We start from the raw sequence: 16,771 nt of genomic DNA on the forward strand, positions 1-16,771 counted from the left end.
CGGTCGGTTTTCATTCGCACTCTGTCACCCACCCGGGTGTCGGGCAAGGGTAAAACATAATTTGATCAAATTATCTACCTACTGAATCTTCTGACAGCGCAACATGAATGGTTTAACCTCTGCGCAAAGTGATTAGGTTGGCAGCAATCGACTCGCGATTTTTCACAGGAAAGGAGTTTCCCAATGGGTTTGCGCATCAATGATACGGTCCCGAATTTCACCGCAGAGACAGATCAGGGCACCGTCCAGTTTCATGACTGGATTGGCGATAGCTGGGCCATCCTGTTCTCACACCCCAAGGACTTCACTCCTGTTTGCACGACCGAGTTTTCGGCAGTTGCGCAGTTGAACGATGAATGGGCGGCGCGGAACACCAAAGTGATCGGCGTGTCGGTCGATGGTGTCGAAGATCATAGGAAGTGGAAAAAAGATATCGAGGCCTATGGCAACGCCAACCCCGGCTTCCCGATCATCGCCGATGACGGTCTGGCTGTTTCCAAAGCCTTCGACATGCTGCCGGCCGAGGCCTATCTGCCCGACGGCCGCACGCCTGCCGACAGCGCAACTGTACGCTCTGTCTTTATCATCGGACCCGATAAGCAGTTGAAACTGTCCATGACCTACCCGATGACCGTGGGCCGCAACTTTGCCGAGATTCTGCGTGCGCTGGATGGCCTGCAGATGAGCGCCAAGGGCGTGGCAACCCCCGCAAATTGGGTGCCGGGTGAGGATGTGATCATTCCACCTGCGGTCTCCAACGATGAGGCAAAAGAGAAGTTCGGCGAGTTCGAGACGATCTTCCCCTATCTGCGCAAAACCAAAGCGCCGTCGTAAACGGATCAACGTGCAGGGGGCGAAAGCCCCCGCCTTCTTCTAATGCGCAAACGCCGAGGTTGCGCCGCAAGGGGCACATAGCTCCGGGCGCAGCATCTGCACTTCGTACGGTTTCAGAACCGGCAGCACCGTATCACCATAGCCGCCTGTGTCGGAATGAAGCTCAGGGAACAGCTCGAATAGTTCCTCCTTCACTGCACTGCTCATCGCGTCCAGCGTATATCCGCCGGGATAAAACGATTCCGACCACAATCCTTCGACATTCACCAGCTCATGCTGGTCGAATAGAATGTGAATGTACTCGACGCCCCCGCTTGGCGGAACTTGCGTGATAGACTTGCCGTTGAGCAGAGACTTGGCCGTCGCCAACATCATCGGGTGACTATGATGCAATTCCAATGCAGGTGAGGACACGACAACCCGATGCTGAGGTGACAGCAGCAGATCTCGCGATGGTGTCTGCGGCCCAAGACTGCCCGCACTGATCCGGATCGGGCAATGCTTAGGGGTCTGTCTCAGATCCGCCTCACTCAGCCGTCGCCGACCCACCCAGCGCACGGCCCGACCGGTGCCATCTGCGGTGATCACATGATCGCCTGCTTTGACTTCTTCGATCAGACGCTGGCCCGACGGTGTCAGAATATGTGACCCCGAAGTAAAGCAGACAAAGCTGGGAAGGTTATCATATTCGACCGCAGGTGCAGTACTCTGGGCCAGTGAGTTGCCTGTCAGTACATCGTTAACAGCAACGTTTCCCGAGGTCACAACGATGTATTGCGTACCCGAGAATTGCAGCAGTGTGTAGGTGACCGGTGCACCTCCGACCGTCGCGCTGTAGCCTTCAAATATCTGAAAGCTGCCGGAGTTGTTCAGCCCGGGGATTGGGAGGGTATCGAACTGTTGGCTGCCGTTGTTGTCCGGATTTTCGAGAAAATTATCATCATCAGTAATGGTGACCTGAAACCCCTGGGTCACCGTCACACTGGGGTTGCCAAACGGATCTCCGTTGATCTCAAAGATGGTGATAGAGGCCAAAGCGCGGCGACGTCCCAGATGATTTGGATTTCCTTAACTTTGAGCTAACTCAACTTAGAAGTGTTAACATATCGTTTACCGTGACGCGCAGGGCTCGAAAGCGGCACTGATCGAAAAAGGCAGATTGGCTATGGTTGGATCGACTGTGGGCACGCCTGCCGAGGTGGTGGTTGGGATCGGATACGTCAGTTGAACGCGGTCTCGCTGCCAAAGGATTGTAGCTTCTGATGGAAACTGAAAGCCGCGCTGACTGCGTTGACCAGGCGAAACATTGCCATGATGTTCGATACCACAGAGGCTGCGTATCTCGAGGCGATTAACTGGGATCCGATTTTGGACGTCGAAAGGTTGCGTTGAAGGCAACCGTGACGCGGCTTTCTTTACTTTGGTTTGGGTGGACCCAATGAGTCAGATAGGATGGAAAAAGGATCATTTCGCCGGCTGCCGGGCGCAGCTTCTTTTTGTTCCGAAACGCACTCGCCTGAAGTATGCGCCAGTGAGGCAACTCGTTTCGGGGGTCGAGAAACTCAATCATTCCAGACGAACCTTCTTCGATCTCGGGTTGAGAAACATAGTACACTCCAGACCAATGCGCGCCGGGATGAGTATGCGGCGCATTGTACCCGCCGGAAGGATTGTCGTTTATCCACCCGAACAGTTTCAGGCGAAGTTTATCCGGTTCAACCTTGTCTGAGACCTTTCGTGTTATTTGAAACACCGCATCTTCGGCCGCGTCTCGCAAATTCTGAATAGCGGGCGTATCGCGATCAAAGAGGTTTCCGTTTGAGTGCCATCCGCCGCGATTGGATTTTGAGGCACCCTCGTCTTCCTCACGCATCTTTTCGGCCTCAAACAGAATCGCCGCATTAAGCGCTGCACTGTTAGGCACCACAAATCGCATCATTGGAGTAGAGAAGAGCTTTTCGAATTTCTTGGCTTCGGGCATATCCTCGGTGTCACCTTCAAAAACTACATGGCTGTAAATTCAGATCGGTCCGAGATCAAATTCAGGAATTTGCTCCTGAAAAGTTTTTCGGCGCTCTCCAAATCCACGTTCCCGCACATTGCGCGCATTACCCAGTACCGTTGAGGATATAGTTCTTTGGTTCAAGTCTGGCCTAACCAACCTAAGTTATATTCCCATCGCAAAGCGCCGATGTTTTAGTTCAATTGGCAATTCCTTTGAGGATGGGAACATGAACAAGAAAACTATCGGTCTGACATCAACTTTTGTTCTGATGGCCACCACGGCGCTTTCGCAAACCACCAAGCAAGACATCATCGACGAACTCACAGAACAAGGTTTCCAACGAATCGAAATAACCAACACGCTGTTTGGGAATCTTCGCTTTGAAGCAACTGGACCTGGAATCGAGAGAGAAGTGGTGCTGGGGAAAGACGGAACCATCGTTCGGGATCGTTCAGAGCGAGACGATGAGTTCGACGATGAGGAAGATGACGACGAAGATTTTGATGACGAAGATGACGACGAAGATGACGACGAGGGATTTGATGACGAAGGTGACGATGACGAAGGCGATGGGGAAAACGATAGCGAAGGCGACGATGGTGAACGCGACAGCGAAGGCGACGATGGTGAGCGCGACAGCGAAGGTGACGATGGCGAGCGCGATAGCGAAGGCGACGATGGCGAACGCGATAGCGAAGGCGATGACGGCGAACGCGATAGCGAAGGCGACGATGGCGAGCGCGACGGTGAAGGTGACGATGGCGAAGGGGATGACGAAGGCGACGATGATTAATTCAGCTTCCAACTTGAGCCCAAGCGAGATTGGGGTTTGAACAAATGGTTTAAAAAAGAAGCCATGTTCAAAGCGGGGATCGCTGTATATGCGATCTCTGCTTTGACGTTTGTGATCGAATTGATTGGCGAAATAACAGGGTACTACATTTTTTCCGCGAGTTGGGTGGTCCATGAAATCACGGCTCTCATCACCCTATTTGGGTTTATTCTTGGGGGGCTTTTGATTTGGCAAAGCCACAGGCTGTTTTTGCGACGTCACCAAGAAGTCAAACAGAACCTGCGAAAGGCTCAAGGCGAGTTTTTTCGGATGCTGGAACTACAGTTCGACCGTTGGGGCCTTAGTGCTGCGGAACGAGATGTTGCACTGCTCACCGTAAAGGGCCTGTCCCTCGCAGAAATAGCTAATCTGCGCGAGACCAGCGAGGGAACAATCAAGTCCCAGAACAATTCAATCTACAAAAAAGCTAAGGTCAAATCGAGGACGCAACTGTTAGGCGCGCTCATAGAAGAGCTTTTGATCGAAGAAAAGAAATAAACCAAGAAACGATCGGATATCGTCGTAAATTCATTCATTTATCGGCAATGAGTAGAAAAGAACGCCCAAGTAGATGCCTCGGGCCTGTAAAGCCAACGTTTTAAGTGGTTGCGAGGCTCTGTTTCAGGGCAATGCACTCAGCGATTAAAACTGTATCCTCATCTAAATTGAAGCCTACCCCAGCACCAGCTGATGATCGGCACATTCCACAGTATCGCTGCGGCACTCGACATTCGCCCAAAGAAAAAGGCCCCGGCGGATTACCGGGGCCTTCGTTCTTGCAAAAGAGGCAGATTACTCTGCGCTTTCCTCTTTCTTTTCTTTCTTCTCGGGAACGATCTCTTCGCCGGTTTCCTGATCGACTACTTTCATCGACAGGCGTACCTTGCCGCGATCGTCAAAGCCCAGAAGCTTGACCTTTACTTCCTGACCTTCTTTCAGAACATCCGACGGATGGTTCAGGCGGCGGTTTTCGATCTGGGACACGTGCACCAGACCGTCGCGCTTGCCAAAGAAGTTCACGAAGGCACCGAAATCGACGATCTTCACCACTTTACCGGTGTAGATCTGACCTTCTTCCGGCTCGGCCACGATCGAGTGGATCATCTCATAGGCCTTCTTGATCGATTCACCGTCGGGCGACGCGATCTTGATGACGCCGTCGTCATTGATGTCGACCTTGGCACCCGAAACCTCGACGATCTCGCGGATGACCTTACCACCCGAGCCGATCACTTCGCGGATCTTGTCGGTGGGGATGTTCATGGTCTCGATGCGCGGCGCGTGGACCGAGAATTCGTTGGATTCGGACAGGGCTTTGCCCATCTCACCCAGAATGTGCATCCGGCCGTCCTTGGCTTGCGCCAGGGCTTTCTCCATGATCTCAGGCGTGATGCCCGCAACCTTGATGTCCATCTGCAGCGAGGTGATGCCGTTTTCGGTACCCGCAACCTTGAAGTCCATGTCGCCCAGGTGATCTTCGTCACCCAGAATGTCCGACAGGATGGCGTATTCGCCGTCATCTTCCAGGATCAGACCCATGGCCACACCGGCAACCGGTGCTTTGAGCGGAACGCCCGCATCCATCATCGACAGCGAACCGCCGCAGACCGACGCCATTGAGCTGGAGCCGTTGGATTCCGTGATCTCCGACACGATGCGGATCGTGTAGGGGAAGTCGGTCGCCGCAGGCAGAACCGCCTGCAGGGCACGCCATGCCAGCTTGCCGTGGCCGATCTCACGACGGCCCGGACCACCCACGCGGCCAACTTCACCCACCGAGTAGGGAGGGAAGTTGTAGTGCAGCAGGAAGTTGGATTTGAAGTTGCCGTGCAGCGCGTCGATGAACTGTTCGTCGTCACCGGTGCCCAGCGTGGTCACGGCCAATGCCTGAGTCTCACCACGGGTGAACAGGGCAGAACCGTGGGTCCGCGGCAACATCGAGGTTTCTGCAACGATCGAACGGATATCGGTGGTCGAACGACCGTCGATACGCTTGCCGCCTTTGACGACGTCACCGCGCAGAATGCCAGCTTCCAGCTTCTTCATAGCGGAACCGAGATTGCCGTCTTCTAGTTGCTCTTCGGTCAGCGCTTCCTTGATCGCTTCACGGGCCGCGGCGACAGCGGCGGTGCGCTCTTGCTTGTCGGTGATCGCGAACGCGGCGCGCATCTTCTCTTCACCGGCAGCCGAAACAGCGGCGGACAGCTCCGAGTAATCGGGGGCCACGAATTCGAACGGCTCTTTCGCGGCTTCTTCGGCCAGCGAGATGATCAGGTCGATCACGGGCTGAATTTGCTCATGCGCGAAGTTTACCGCGCCCAGCATTTCCGCCTCGGACAGTTCGTACGCTTCCGATTCCACCATCATCACGGCGTCTTTGGTACCGGCAACAACCAGGTCCAGACGCTGTTCAGGGTTCAGGCGCAGGTCCTGCATGTCGTCGACGGTCGGGTTCAGAACGTATTCACCATCCTCGAAACCAACGCGGGCACCGGCGATCGGACCCATGAACGGCGCGCCGGAAATGGTCAGAGCAGCGGATGCCGCGATCATCGCAACGATGTCGGGGTCGTTGACCAGATCGTGGGACAGCACGGTGCACATCACCAGAACTTCGTTTTTGAAGCCGTCAACAAACAGCGGGCGGATCGGACGGTCGATCAGACGCGCGGTCAGCGTCTCTTTCTCGGTCGGGCGCGCTTCGCGCTTGAAGAAGCCACCCGGAACCTTACCGGCGGCATAGTATTTTTCTTGATAGTGTACGGTCAGCGGGAAAAAATCCTGACCGGGCTTTTGAGCACGGGCAAAGGTCACGTTCGCCATGACGCTGGTTTCACCCAGCGTGGCAATCACGCTGCCGTCGGCCTGACGGGCAACCTTGCCGGTTTCCAGTGTCAGCGTCTCTTCGCCCCACTGAATCGATTTCTTTGTTACATCAAACATATGCGTATCCTAGAACGGAGCACTCCCGCCCCTGCGGGTCTCCGGTTTGCATGGCGGCCCCATTGCCGCCGACCCCACTTTATCTTCCATTCGAGTGCCGGGGTCAGGGCACAACGTCTCAGATGACAGGCCCATACATCAGTTTGCAAGCTTTGGAAAGTCGGGAGTTTTTGGGGGGCAGGGGATTACCTAACCCCCGCCCAAGCTGGGCAGGGGCCGATGTATCAAAGGATAGCGTGCGCCAATATCATCACCACGCCGCAGCCCAGCGCATATCCGGTGTCGACTGCGATGGCGAAGCCGCTTTTCTGCGCCCATGCCCCGACCGATGCGGCCTGAGCAGCCACTGCGAGGATCGCCAGCACCGCAACGCCAAGGCTGTTGTTGGTCTCGGTCAACGCGATCACAGCGGCTAGCAGGATCAGGAAAACGATCTGGGCCGCCATCTGCGGCAGGGGTGGAGATTCGGGCGGGGTGGGGTCGATCCGTGTTCCCTCGGCCCAGCGTTTCTGAAAGCCGACGGGTCCGTAGACCAGCCAGCCCAGCAGAAAGGCCGCGATCACACCCACGCCAAGGGCGAGCCAGTTGATCACAGCGCACCCTCCAGCACTTCAAGGATTCGGGTCCAGCCACCTTCGTGATTGTTGCGGCTTTCTTGCGAAGGGAAACGGATGTGATGCAGGCGCAATTCTGTACCCTTATCGGTGGGCGTGAAATCTAGCGTCACGGTGGAATCGTCCTGACTGTAAGGAGAGTTCCAAGTGAATTGCAGCCGATTGGGCCGGTCGATCACTTTGTATTCGCCCTCATGCGGCAGGTCCCCGGCCTCGGGCGCGCGCATGATGATCTTGAACCGGCCCCCTACTTTGGCGTCAGAATAAGCTTCGGGCACTGACATGTTGGGACCGGGCAGCATGAACTTGGCCAACATTTCCGGGTCTAGCCAAGCATCAAACACCTTTTCCGGCGGGTGCGGAATGGCGCGGGTTATTTCAAGGGACAGTTCCGTCATCTTCTGGGTCCTCCAAAGCAGTTTCCAAGGCGTCCAGCCGAAGCGCCCAGATCGAACGCAGCCCGGCGAACCAGTCATCCACGGCTGACAAGGGGGCCATCTGCACCTCGATCAGATGCTCGCGCCATTCCGTCCGACGCCGCACCAGCCCGGCATTCTCGAGCACCTTGATGTGCTTGGACACCGAGTTGAGGCTCATATCGAATTGCCGTGCAATATCCGTCACTCGCAAGGGGCCCTGCTGCGCGAGCATCGTTAGGATGACGCGGCGGGTTGGGTCGGACGCGGCCTTCAATATAGCGCTTAGGTCATAGCGATTCTCTCGTTCAACCATTTGGATGAATTACATGCCTTTTCTGCTTCAGTCAACCATTTGGTTGAATAACAGGATATTTGCAGCTCTGAAAGCTAATTCGGTCGCTCCCACCGCCTAACTATTCGCGAAATCGAATATATTTGGTGAAAATTTAGTATCCGTATAGGCTGAAACCACCATACCTGCGGTCGAAACGACGGAAACGCGCCAAGGGAATACGAATATCACCTCCGTCCGCCGGTCGAATACCTTGGCGTTTGCACGTAGCGAACAGAAGGGCAGACGCATGGCACAAACCAAGAAAATGCTGGATCCGGATCCCCGGATTTATGACTTTGAGACCGAATATGAGCTTGGACAGGACAATGTCCGGCCTTTCGGTCTGGACATCCATAACCCGGTCTTTTTGATCTCTAGTATCCTGATCTTTGCGTTCGTCCTGATCGCGCTGGCGAATCAGGAATCCGCAGCCACGTTCTTTGGCTGGCTCCGGCCATGGCTGACCAGCACGTTTGACTGGTTTCTGGTGCTGTCGGTTGACGCAATCACCCTGTTCTGTCTGGTGTTGATCATCTTGCCGGTGGGCAAGGTGCGGATCGGCGGCAAGGACGCCAAACCCGACTATTCCTACGCCGGATGGATCGCGATGATGTTCGCGGCCGGGATCGGCATCGGGCTGTTGTTCTTCGGCGTGATGGAGCCGGTCTATTACAACTTTGCAGAAGACGGCAACGCCCGCCCGCTGGGCATCGATATCGCTGTGCCGGGTAACGAATATATCGGCATTGTCGGCACGATCCATCATTGGGGTCTCGAAGGCTGGGCGGTATATGCGGCCGTTGGTCTGGCGCTTGCAATCTTCAGCTATAATCTCGGGCTACCATTGACCCTGCGTTCGGCTTTTTATCCGATTCTGGGCGAGCGCGTCTGGGGCTGGTGGGGCCACATCATCGATACTCTGGCAGTATTCGCGACCCTCTTCGGCCTGACCACATCATTGGGTTTGGGCGCACAACAGGTGGCCGCCGGGCTGTATGAGGTCTTTGGCATCGAACCCAGCCCCACCGTCACCGTCCTGCTGATCATAGGCATTACGATGATCGCACTGGGCTCGGTCCTGATGGGCATGGATGCAGGTGTCAAACGGTTGAGTGAGATCAACATGATCATGGCCGTAGGACTGTTCATCTTCGTCATCGTAGTTACCGGTGTCGGAACCGCCATTGCACGGTACTTCAACGTGATGGTGGATTACGTGACCCATCTACCGGCCCTGTCCAATCCGTTCGGTCGGGAAGACACCAGCTACTTCCACGGCTGGACAACCTTCTACTGGGCCTGGTGGATTGCGTGGTCACCTTTCGTGGGCATGTTCATCGCCCGCATTTCCAAAGGTCGTACGGTGCGTGAGTTCGTGATCTGCGCCTTGTTGGCACCCACTGCGGTTTGCGCCCTGTGGATGTCGACCTTTGGTGGCGCCGCAATTGACATGCTGAACGCAGGCGGAGCAGAGGGCGTCCGCGCCACAGTGATCGAAAGCTATGCCCCCGAGGGCGCGCTGTTCGGCTTCCTGAAAGAGCTGCCGCTTTACGGCATCATAGCCCCGATCGCTCTGATCCTGATCGTTGTGTTCTTTGTCACATCGTCGGACTCAGGCTCGCTGGTGATCGACACGATCACGGCAGGCGGAAAGATGGACGCACCGGTTGTGCAACGCGTGTTCTGGTGCACGCTTGAAGGCCTTGTTGCAATCGCACTGCTGCTGGGCGGAGGTCTCTCTGCCTTGCAAGGGGCAGCGGTGTCGACTGGAATTCCGTTTACCTTGGTGGTTCTGATCATGTGCTACTGCCTGTGGCTGGCGCTTAAATCAGAAAAGGCCAAGATGTAACTGGGATTATCCTGAGAAAACCGAAACGCCCGCCAATTCGGCGGGCGTTTTTGGTCCGGAGCGGCCCCTGTAGCGCGTGCCCATGCAGAAGTCGTCAGGAGCGTACCAAACGGCGGTCAGTGCAGCGAATCCTTGCGTTTGCCTTGGGTTGGATATTCCATCTTTTCATCTTCTAGGATCCCGCGAAGAACCGCCGCTGTCTCAACCTTCGAAATTGCCTTCTTATGGTCGTAGGGATTATTCAAAATCGACCGCGCATTTGTGGCGTTGGACGTCTCAGACATCTTGGTTGCAAACACCCGGCTCAGAATTGACTTCAATGGCATCATTCAACTCCCGCAACATATGGTCATCAAATCCTTGCCGCTGCGGGTCAGGTCCAAGCCACTTGAGGGAAGGGCTCAAAGACCAACTTCCGTGAGTGTGAACCCGCAGCGACACCGTCCATGTAAGAAAAATGGGGTGCCGAGAAAGGGGGAAGAAATCTGCTGTTTGCATCATTTTTTTGACCGCTTGGAAAAAAATCACGGCACTGCTTACGCTTACGTCAACCTTCTAACCTAGGGCCCGGCTTTCGCGACGCGGCGTCACAATTCGAAACCCAAGGTCAGCCACCCGGATACCGCCCGTCGCCGCGCCAAATTGGACAGAAAACAAAAGAGCCCATACCCTGACTCCGGGCAACTCTTGGCGCAGCGCGTGTTTCTTGTGATGTGGCCGGCCCCCTCGACGTTTTGAAATTGGATTATTCCGGGACCGTAATGAGGATGCTGTTATGAACCTTTCACGATTGTCTCTGTTGCTGGTCGTTTTCATTGACGTGATGGGTTTTGGATTGATCGTGCCGATTTTCAACACGATCCTGCTGGATCCACACCAGGCTTTCCTCGCACATGGAACAGCGACGAATATCCGCCAGCTCGACTATACGATTCTGATTGTCGTCTTCTTTCTGTTCTACTTTTTCGGGGCGGCCTTCATCGCCAAGTTGTCGGACTATATCGGGCGTAAAACAGGCATCATGATCTGCCTTACCGGTGCCCTGATCGGCTATGTTCTGACTGTGGCCGCGATCATGACGTCCAGCTATTGGCTGTTACTTTTGGGGCGCGCCATTTCCGGGTTTACGACGGCCAATCAACCCATTGCGCAGGCCGCATTGATCGACATCAGCCATGACGATCAGGAGAAATCAAAAAACCTCGGGATGATTGTTGCGGCATCCGCGCTGGGCCTGCTCGGGGGGCCACTGATTTCAGGATTGCTCAGCGACCAAAACCTGATGGGATCATTTGCGTCACTGGAACTGCCTTTCTACGTCGCCATTGCCCTGATCCTGATCAACATGGCGCTGATTCTGTTCTTCTTCTCCGAACCCGGTTTCAAAAGACAAAAAATTGACTTCGGGCTTTTAGATGTTGTTTTGAACCTGTGGAAAGTCTTCTCGCACCCGGTCGTTTTGCGGCTTTCGGTCGTCATGTTGTTCTCGCTGATGTGCCTGAATGCGTTTTTCTTCTTCATCGACACGTATCTGCTGACCCGGTTCAAGTTCAGTACGCTTCAAAACAGCATGGCCCTCGCCGTGTTCGGAGGCTCCATGGCCTTTGGCAGTGCCTACCTCACCGCACCGCTGCACGAGCGCTATAAAAAGTTTCCGATTCTATATGTCTCCATTGCAGCCATGGCGCTTGGGATATTGGCCTTCATGCTGAACCCCATGGCCGATCTGACCTATGTCCTGATTGTTCCGATAACCATCGCGTTCGCGATCATGTACCCGACCATGCTTTCGTTGTTTTCCGCGAGCGTCGGCCCAACCGAGCAAGGTTGGGTCATGGGTGTGACAGTCGCCATCTACGCGTTGGGCTCCGGGACCATTACGGCCCTCAGCGGGTCCCTCATGGCTATCAATTTGCGGATGCCTTTCGTGCTCGCGGTCATCTGCGGTGTACTGGCATTGATTGCGATGGCGAAACTCTTTCGCCATCCCGGCGTTCAAGCGCTTGATACCAAAGGCAAGTAGGTTTCATCAGTGTGTCCCGAACGAAAATGGGCGCGCCCGCTACAGGCACGCCCAGTAAAAAAGGGAGGACTATGAAAAACCTGACGCTCGAAACAAAAGAAGCGCCTACTCACTAACATCCTCAGAATGGCGCAATCTTTGACCGCGTTCAGTGAAGTGGTTCACAGGAAGTTAAAAAAAGTTTGCGCTTCTTTGCTTAGCGGTAAGGTTTGGGTCGCAGGTATGTGTGTGCCGTCTCTCATGAACATGGCGGGAAATTCGCGCGCCGCACAGTTCACTAGATTAGACAGTGACCAAAACAAATACGCCCACCAAATGGCGGGCGTACAAGATGTACTATTTGTACGAACAGGGCCTCAGCGCCTGTACAACATGAACAAAACGCGTTTAGCGGCGGATGCCCAGCTTTTTGATCAGGTCCTGATAGCGTGCTTCTTCTTTGCCCTTCAGATAGTCCAGCAGCTTACGGCGCTGAGCAACCATCTTCAGCAGACCACGACGACCGTGGTTGTCTTTCTTGTGGGTTTTGAAGTGCTCGGTCAGGGTGTTGATGCGCGAGGTCAGGATAGCAACCTGGACTTCAGGCGAACCAGTGTCGCCGTCCTTGGTTGCGAATTCTTTCATGACGCGTGCTTTATCAGCGGCAGTAATCGACATCGGGGTCTCCTTTAAAGGTTAGAGTTGATGGCGCAGGCCGGGATGTCGTCCAGCACAGGCCCATGGAGAAAACCGCACCGATTCCGATGCGGATGGGCGCGTATAGGCGCATTCACCGCAAATGGCAAAGGGATTCTGCAGGCTCAACTGGTGAAGGCGTACTGCTCCAACTGGGCTTCGGTCACAAACTGAATATCTTCAACAGTCAGACCCTCTGCGCCAAAAAGCTGAGCGACGTCTTCGCCATTGACCCGAACATGGGTCAAGCTGTTGTTTTCACTGTCCTGTTCGATCGTCAATTCCGGTTCTTCCGGGTTGTCCCAGGTGATCAGAAGCTTGTCGTGACCGATCTGGAAATCCATGATTGTCGTGGCTTCCTGCTCGGGGTCGGACTGCACAACGATCTCGTCCTCACCCTCTCCACCTGTGACCACATCGCCGTCTTCGGCAAGAATGACGTCGTCCCCAGAGCCCCCGTTTAGGAAGTCGCGCGCAGGCTCGTCCGGACCATCTTCTCCGGACAAGATGTCATCACCATCTCCGCCAAACAGGGCGTCTTCACCGGCACCCCCAACAAGGTAGTCGTCGCCATCTCCGCCTTGTAGCGCGTCGTCGCCGTCATCGCCGCTTAACGTGTCAGCGCCCTGACCACCAAAAAGCCGGTCATTCCCATCACCGCCGCTCAGATCATCTGTTCCGAAATGACCATACAGGTCGTCATTTCCTGACATTCCGTCCAGCGCGTCGTCACCATATTCACCATGGAGCACATCATTCCCGAGGTTGCCAAACAGGACGTCCCCGCCACCACCGCCATACAACACGTCGTTGCCAGCGCCGCCGTCGATCCAGTCGTCCCCGCCATATCCGTTGATCTGATCGTTGCCTTCCTGCCCGGTCAGAACATCCGCATCCTCATCGCCCGCAATGACCAGATCGCCTTCATACTCGGACACAATCTCACCAGTGTCAGAGCGGGTTTCCTCGGCAGAGCTGGGCTCGTCGATATTCTCGTCCACGTCAAGCAAATTGCCTTCCGACAGGTCGTCGTCGACCGTTTCCTCGATGCGATCGTCTTCATCCTCGTTGTCGCCTTTGTCTTCTGGCACAAGTACGTCGCTGATTGCGTAGGCCGCACCACCCATGGCGGCCATTCCGAATAATCCGATCAGAAACATATCTACCCTCCGCAAGCACAATGGCTCCGAGTGTAAAACATCTCATGCAAACAATGGCTTGGTCAAAGCGAAGCTGAGAGCGTGGTTAACCCTTTATCACCAGGGTTCGGGCTGCTGAGTGTACGCAATGTAGAGAGGATGCTTCGGATGTCCGTCCTTGGTCAGCCCAAGGTGGAACAAGGGCTGGCCCGTGCCGCGCAGCAATTCCTCAACTGCGGGGCCGCGTTCCAGATGTGCGCCATGGGTGCCCCAGGCGGCGATGACCTGATCCGCCCATTCCACGCCGTCCAGGATGGCTGCGTCATTCTCAGGCCCCACCGGATCTGAAGATGCACGCATCTTGCGCGGATCAGTGTCGCGCCAGGCAAAGATATTGGTGACCTGAAAAGCTCCGAAACCCAGTGTGCGTGCGCGACGCTCGCAACGTTCCACCGTGGGGTCGTTCTGCACCTCGGTCGCCGTCGACGGATTCAGCATCACAAACAACGCCTTGCGGCCCGCCGGGTTCCAGATACGGGTCAGGCTATAGCGGTATTTTTCGCAATCGGAGTAGATGGCAGTCGAGGGCGCGTCGCCCTTGGTGTGAGAACGAGTGATCATGCAGTCGGGTTTGGCTGGAATTAGGCCCGTTTACAAGGGGCGATGTCCTGATCCTTAACTTGTGCTATACCTGCCTTCATTTGAACGGCTTATTCTGGGGGGAAGACATGACATTCGAGACATTGGATCCGGCGGATTGGGAGCAGACCCGCAAATTAGCACATGAGATGTTGGATATGGCGTTGGATCATACGCGTGATGTGCGTGATAGGTCGATATGGAAAGATATGCCGACTGCGATACGCAACGGGTTCGAAACGCCTGCACCTCAGCAGGGTATGCCGTTGGGTGATTTGATGGATGATGTCCAATCTCAGGTCATGCAGTATCCGATGGGTAATATCCATCCCCGGTTTTGGGGCTGGTATATGGGCGCGAGCAATTTCACAGGCGCGATGGCAGATTTTCTGGCTGCGGTTCAGGGTTCGAACCTTGGGGGTGGGAATCATGCGGCAGCCCTGATCGACCGACAAGTCGTCGACTGGCTACGCGAGATGATCGGTCTGCCGGAGGGGGCCAGTGGGACATTGGTCAGCGGCGGCAGCGTGGCAAACTTGATCGGGCTGACGGTGGCCCGCAACGTCAAATCCGGGATCGACATGCGCGAAGAGGGCATCACCGCCATGGATAAGCCGATGCGGTATTACGGATCGGATCAGATGCACAGTTGTCACCAAAAGTCGCTCGAAACACTGGGCCTGGGCAACAAGGCGCTGCGGCGTATTCCTACGCAAGACGATTTGACGATGGATCTTGAAGCGCTTGCCGGCATGGTCGCGCAGGATCGCGCAGACGGCCTTAACCCCGCTTGTGTGATTGCCACCGCCGGAACCGTGAACACAGGCGCCATCGACGACTTGTCGGCGATTGCCGATTTCTGCCGCGAGGAAGGCCTGTGGTTTCATGTTGACGGCTGTATCGGTGCGTTAATTGCAATCGCCCATGATAACAGTTGGCGCGTGTCCGGCATCGAACGCGCGGATTCCGTCGCGCTCGACCCACACAAATGGTTACATGCGCCTTTCGAAGTGGGTTGCGCGTTAGTGCGAAGCCATGATGCCCACCACGCGACATTTACTCTGACCCCGGAATACCTGGAACCGCAATCCCGAGGCGTCGCCGGGGCGGCGTTTTTGCACGATTACGGCATTCAGACTTCGCGTGGGTTTCGAGCGCTCAAGGTCTGGATGTCCTTGAAGGAGCACGGCGTTCAGAAATTCGGCAGGCTCATTGATCAGGATATCGAAAAGGCGCGTTATCTGACTTCGCTGATCGAGGCAGAGGATGACCTCACCTTGATGTTCCCCACCAATATAAACATCGTTTGTTTCCGCTATGACCCGGGCGGTCTCAGCCCCGAAACTCTACGTGCGATTAACAGCGAAATCATGTTGTGCCTGCAAGAGGAAGGCACAGCGGTTTTATCGGATACAACGGTTCATGGGGCGCATTGCCTACGGGTGGCGGTTAACAATCACCGCACGCAAAAGCAGGATCTGGATCTACTGGTGTCCGAGATACTTCGACTGGGTCACAAATTGCGTATCGCCGCCTGAACAGTCGTCAGTTGGCGGCAAAGACGCGGCTTGGGTGCAATTCGCCCGACTTGTAAATTCCTACGGCCACGGCCTTGCCATCCAGCGAGGCCCAGGCCTCGTCGCCGTATTCCACGTCAGAGGCCAGCACCATGCCCGGATTGCCATTCCGCAGACGGGTGGCTCCTTCAGAGGTGCATTTCAGCTCGGGTAGGTCTGATAAGCCGGTTTCCAGCGGATGCAGATAATTATCCAGTGCGGTGGTTTTGGCCATTTCGTCGATCTGTTCGATGGTCAGGCCATCCTCGGCCTCAAACGGGCCGGACCAGATGCGGCGCAGTTTTTTCACGTGGCCGTGGCAGCCGAGCGCCTCACCCAGATCACGCGCAATGGAACGGACATAGCCACCTTTGCCACAGGTCAACTCCAGCACGACGTGGTCTTCGTCGGGGCGGTCGATCAGCACCAGTTCCTCTACCCAAAGAGGGCGGGCGGTCAGTTCTACATCCTCGCCATCTCGGGCCAGCTTATAGGCGCGTTGACCGTCGATTTTCACGGCCGAGAACTTGGGCGGCACCTGTTTGATATCGCCCAGAAACGGGCCGAGCGCTTGTTTGATATCCTCATCCGAGGGGCGCGCAATGCTTTCAGCGATGACTTCGCCCTCGGCATCATCGGTGTTGGTGGCCTGCCCCAGTCGCACGGTGAAGGTGTAGGCCTTCAGCGCATCGGTGATGTAGGGGACGGTCTTGGTTGCCTCACCCAGCGCAACGGCCAGAACGCCGGTCGCCTCGGGGTCCAGCGTGCCCGCATGGCCGGCTTTCTTGGCGTCCATCGCCCAACGCACCTTGTTGACCACCGCGGTCGAAGTCATGCCAGCGGGCTTGTCCACCACCAGCCAACCGGAAATGTCGCGGCCCTTGCGTTTGCGTCCCATTCTACACCTTG

At 55.6% G+C, this 16,771-nt stretch carries 17 protein-coding genes; 6 read left to right on the top strand and 11 right to left on the bottom strand.

Annotated elements, in window-relative coordinates; translation table 11 throughout:
• The first annotated feature begins 183 nt into the window (after positions 1–183).
• The gene (locus ACR0BT_RS06285; RefSeq protein WP_480762734.1) at positions 184–834 is read left to right on the top strand and encodes a peroxiredoxin; all 651 of its coding nucleotides are present in this window, start codon (positions 184–186) and stop codon (positions 832–834) included.
• Positions 835–873: 39 nt separating this feature from the next.
• Here the strand turns inward: ACR0BT_RS06285 and ACR0BT_RS06290 are convergent, their stop codons facing one another.
• Both ACR0BT_RS06290 and ACR0BT_RS06295 read right to left on the bottom strand, forming a co-directional pair.
• Positions 874–1,869, bottom strand: a complete 996-nt coding sequence (locus ACR0BT_RS06290) for a Hint domain-containing protein (RefSeq protein WP_480762735.1) — start codon at positions 1,867–1,869, stop codon at positions 874–876.
• Between the two features lie 316 nt (positions 1,870–2,185).
• On the bottom strand, positions 2,186–2,815 hold the full coding sequence (locus ACR0BT_RS06295; protein ID WP_170737211.1) for a TIGR02466 family protein: 630 nt from the start codon (positions 2,813–2,815) through the stop codon (positions 2,186–2,188).
• 250 nt (positions 2,816–3,065) lie between these two features.
• On the opposite strand from ACR0BT_RS06295, the gene ACR0BT_RS06300 reads away from it, so the two are divergent.
• Together ACR0BT_RS06300 and ACR0BT_RS06305 are read left to right on the top strand one after the other, a co-directional pair.
• Positions 3,066–3,632, top strand: a complete 567-nt coding sequence (locus ACR0BT_RS06300) for a hypothetical protein (protein WP_170466591.1) — start codon at positions 3,066–3,068, stop codon at positions 3,630–3,632.
• 36 nt (positions 3,633–3,668) lie between these two features.
• A complete protein-coding gene (locus ACR0BT_RS06305) occupies positions 3,669–4,169 on the top strand; it encodes a helix-turn-helix transcriptional regulator (RefSeq protein ID WP_480762736.1) in 501 nt (166 codons plus the stop codon).
• Positions 4,170–4,463: 294 nt separating this feature from the next.
• On the opposite strand, the gene pnp is transcribed toward ACR0BT_RS06305, so the two are convergent.
• The 4 genes from pnp to ACR0BT_RS06325 all read right to left on the bottom strand — a co-directional run bounded on the left by pnp (position 4,464) and on the right by ACR0BT_RS06325 (position 7,960).
• Positions 4,464–6,614, bottom strand: coding sequence for a polyribonucleotide nucleotidyltransferase (gene pnp, locus ACR0BT_RS06310; protein WP_480762737.1), 2,151 nt, complete (start codon positions 6,612–6,614; stop codon positions 4,464–4,466).
• Positions 6,615–6,838: 224 nt separating this feature from the next.
• Positions 6,839–7,207, bottom strand: a complete 369-nt coding sequence (locus tag ACR0BT_RS06315) for a DUF1761 family protein (protein ID WP_480762738.1) — start codon at positions 7,205–7,207, stop codon at positions 6,839–6,841.
• A complete protein-coding gene (locus ACR0BT_RS06320; protein ID WP_480762739.1) occupies positions 7,204–7,626 on the bottom strand; it encodes an SRPBCC family protein in 423 nt (140 codons plus the stop codon). The genes ACR0BT_RS06315 and ACR0BT_RS06320 overlap by 4 nt, the downstream gene beginning before the upstream one ends.
• Positions 7,607–7,960, bottom strand: a complete 354-nt coding sequence (locus tag ACR0BT_RS06325; RefSeq protein WP_170426150.1) for an ArsR/SmtB family transcription factor — start codon at positions 7,958–7,960, stop codon at positions 7,607–7,609. The genes ACR0BT_RS06320 and ACR0BT_RS06325 overlap by 20 nt, the downstream gene beginning before the upstream one ends.
• A 268-nt stretch (positions 7,961–8,228) precedes the next feature.
• Here ACR0BT_RS06325 and ACR0BT_RS06330 point away from each other — a divergent pair, with 268 nt between their 5' ends.
• On the top strand, positions 8,229–9,830 hold the full coding sequence (locus ACR0BT_RS06330; protein ID WP_170394697.1) for a BCCT family transporter: 1,602 nt from the start codon (positions 8,229–8,231) through the stop codon (positions 9,828–9,830).
• A gap of 116 nt (positions 9,831–9,946) precedes the next feature.
• Here the strand turns inward: ACR0BT_RS06330 and ACR0BT_RS06335 are convergent, their stop codons facing one another.
• Complete coding sequence (locus tag ACR0BT_RS06335; protein ID WP_170394694.1) at positions 9,947–10,156, bottom strand: hypothetical protein; 210 nt, start codon at positions 10,154–10,156, stop codon at positions 9,947–9,949.
• 449 nt (positions 10,157–10,605) lie between these two features.
• Here ACR0BT_RS06335 and ACR0BT_RS06340 point away from each other — a divergent pair, with 449 nt between their 5' ends.
• On the top strand, positions 10,606–11,853 hold the full coding sequence (locus ACR0BT_RS06340) for an MFS transporter (protein WP_170408500.1): 1,248 nt from the start codon (positions 10,606–10,608) through the stop codon (positions 11,851–11,853).
• Positions 11,854–12,240: 387 nt separating this feature from the next.
• Here ACR0BT_RS06340 and rpsO read toward each other — a convergent pair whose 3' ends face one another.
• The 3 genes from rpsO to ACR0BT_RS06355 all read right to left on the bottom strand — a co-directional run bounded on the left by rpsO (position 12,241) and on the right by ACR0BT_RS06355 (position 14,288).
• Complete coding sequence (rpsO, locus tag ACR0BT_RS06345; RefSeq protein ID WP_050605082.1) at positions 12,241–12,510, bottom strand: 30S ribosomal protein S15; 270 nt, start codon at positions 12,508–12,510, stop codon at positions 12,241–12,243.
• A gap of 143 nt (positions 12,511–12,653) precedes the next feature.
• The gene (locus tag ACR0BT_RS06350; protein ID WP_480762740.1) at positions 12,654–13,688 is read right to left on the bottom strand and encodes a calcium-binding protein; all 1,035 of its coding nucleotides are present in this window, start codon (positions 13,686–13,688) and stop codon (positions 12,654–12,656) included.
• Between the two features lie 96 nt (positions 13,689–13,784).
• The gene (locus ACR0BT_RS06355; RefSeq protein WP_170394684.1) at positions 13,785–14,288 is read right to left on the bottom strand and encodes a DUF1643 domain-containing protein; all 504 of its coding nucleotides are present in this window, start codon (positions 14,286–14,288) and stop codon (positions 13,785–13,787) included.
• Between the two features lie 107 nt (positions 14,289–14,395).
• Between ACR0BT_RS06355 and ACR0BT_RS06360 the strand changes: the two genes are divergently transcribed.
• On the top strand, positions 14,396–15,844 hold the full coding sequence (locus ACR0BT_RS06360) for a pyridoxal phosphate-dependent decarboxylase family protein (protein ID WP_480762741.1): 1,449 nt from the start codon (positions 14,396–14,398) through the stop codon (positions 15,842–15,844).
• A gap of 7 nt (positions 15,845–15,851) precedes the next feature.
• On the opposite strand, the gene truB is transcribed toward ACR0BT_RS06360, so the two are convergent.
• A complete protein-coding gene (gene truB / locus ACR0BT_RS06365) occupies positions 15,852–16,760 on the bottom strand; it encodes a tRNA pseudouridine(55) synthase TruB (protein WP_480762742.1) in 909 nt (302 codons plus the stop codon).
• Positions 16,761–16,771 lie beyond the last annotated feature (11 nt).

The organism is Ruegeria sp. CJ6 (assembly GCF_056536665.1).

Bases quoted from the DNA above. Each gene is read 5' to 3' on its own strand.
- ACR0BT_RS06285 (WP_480762734.1), top strand. From the start codon at position 184: ATGGGTTTGCGCATCAATGATACGGTCCCGAATTTCACCGCAGAGACA.
- ACR0BT_RS06295 (WP_170737211.1), bottom strand. From the start codon at position 2,815: ATGCCCGAAGCCAAGAAATTCGAAAAGCTCTTCTCTACTCCAATGATG.
- ACR0BT_RS06300 (WP_170466591.1), top strand. From the start codon at position 3,066: ATGAACAAGAAAACTATCGGTCTGACATCAACTTTTGTTCTGATGGCC.
- pnp (WP_480762737.1), bottom strand. From the start codon at position 6,614: ATGTTTGATGTAACAAAGAAATCGATTCAGTGGGGCGAAGAGACGCTG.
- ACR0BT_RS06320 (WP_480762739.1), bottom strand. From the start codon at position 7,626: ATGACGGAACTGTCCCTTGAAATAACCCGCGCCATTCCGCACCCGCCG.
- ACR0BT_RS06325 (WP_170426150.1), bottom strand. From the start codon at position 7,960: ATGGTTGAACGAGAGAATCGCTATGACCTAAGCGCTATATTGAAGGCC.
- ACR0BT_RS06330 (WP_170394697.1), top strand. From the start codon at position 8,229: ATGGCACAAACCAAGAAAATGCTGGATCCGGATCCCCGGATTTATGAC.
- ACR0BT_RS06335 (WP_170394694.1), bottom strand. From the start codon at position 10,156: ATGCCATTGAAGTCAATTCTGAGCCGGGTGTTTGCAACCAAGATGTCT.
- ACR0BT_RS06340 (WP_170408500.1), top strand. From the start codon at position 10,606: ATGAACCTTTCACGATTGTCTCTGTTGCTGGTCGTTTTCATTGACGTG.
- rpsO (WP_050605082.1), bottom strand. From the start codon at position 12,510: ATGTCGATTACTGCCGCTGATAAAGCACGCGTCATGAAAGAATTCGCA.
- ACR0BT_RS06350 (WP_480762740.1), bottom strand. From the start codon at position 13,688: ATGTTTCTGATCGGATTATTCGGAATGGCCGCCATGGGTGGTGCGGCC.
- ACR0BT_RS06355 (WP_170394684.1), bottom strand. From the start codon at position 14,288: ATGATCACTCGTTCTCACACCAAGGGCGACGCGCCCTCGACTGCCATC.
- ACR0BT_RS06360 (WP_480762741.1), top strand. From the start codon at position 14,396: ATGACATTCGAGACATTGGATCCGGCGGATTGGGAGCAGACCCGCAAA.
- truB (WP_480762742.1), bottom strand. From the start codon at position 16,760: ATGGGACGCAAACGCAAGGGCCGCGACATTTCCGGTTGGCTGGTGGTG.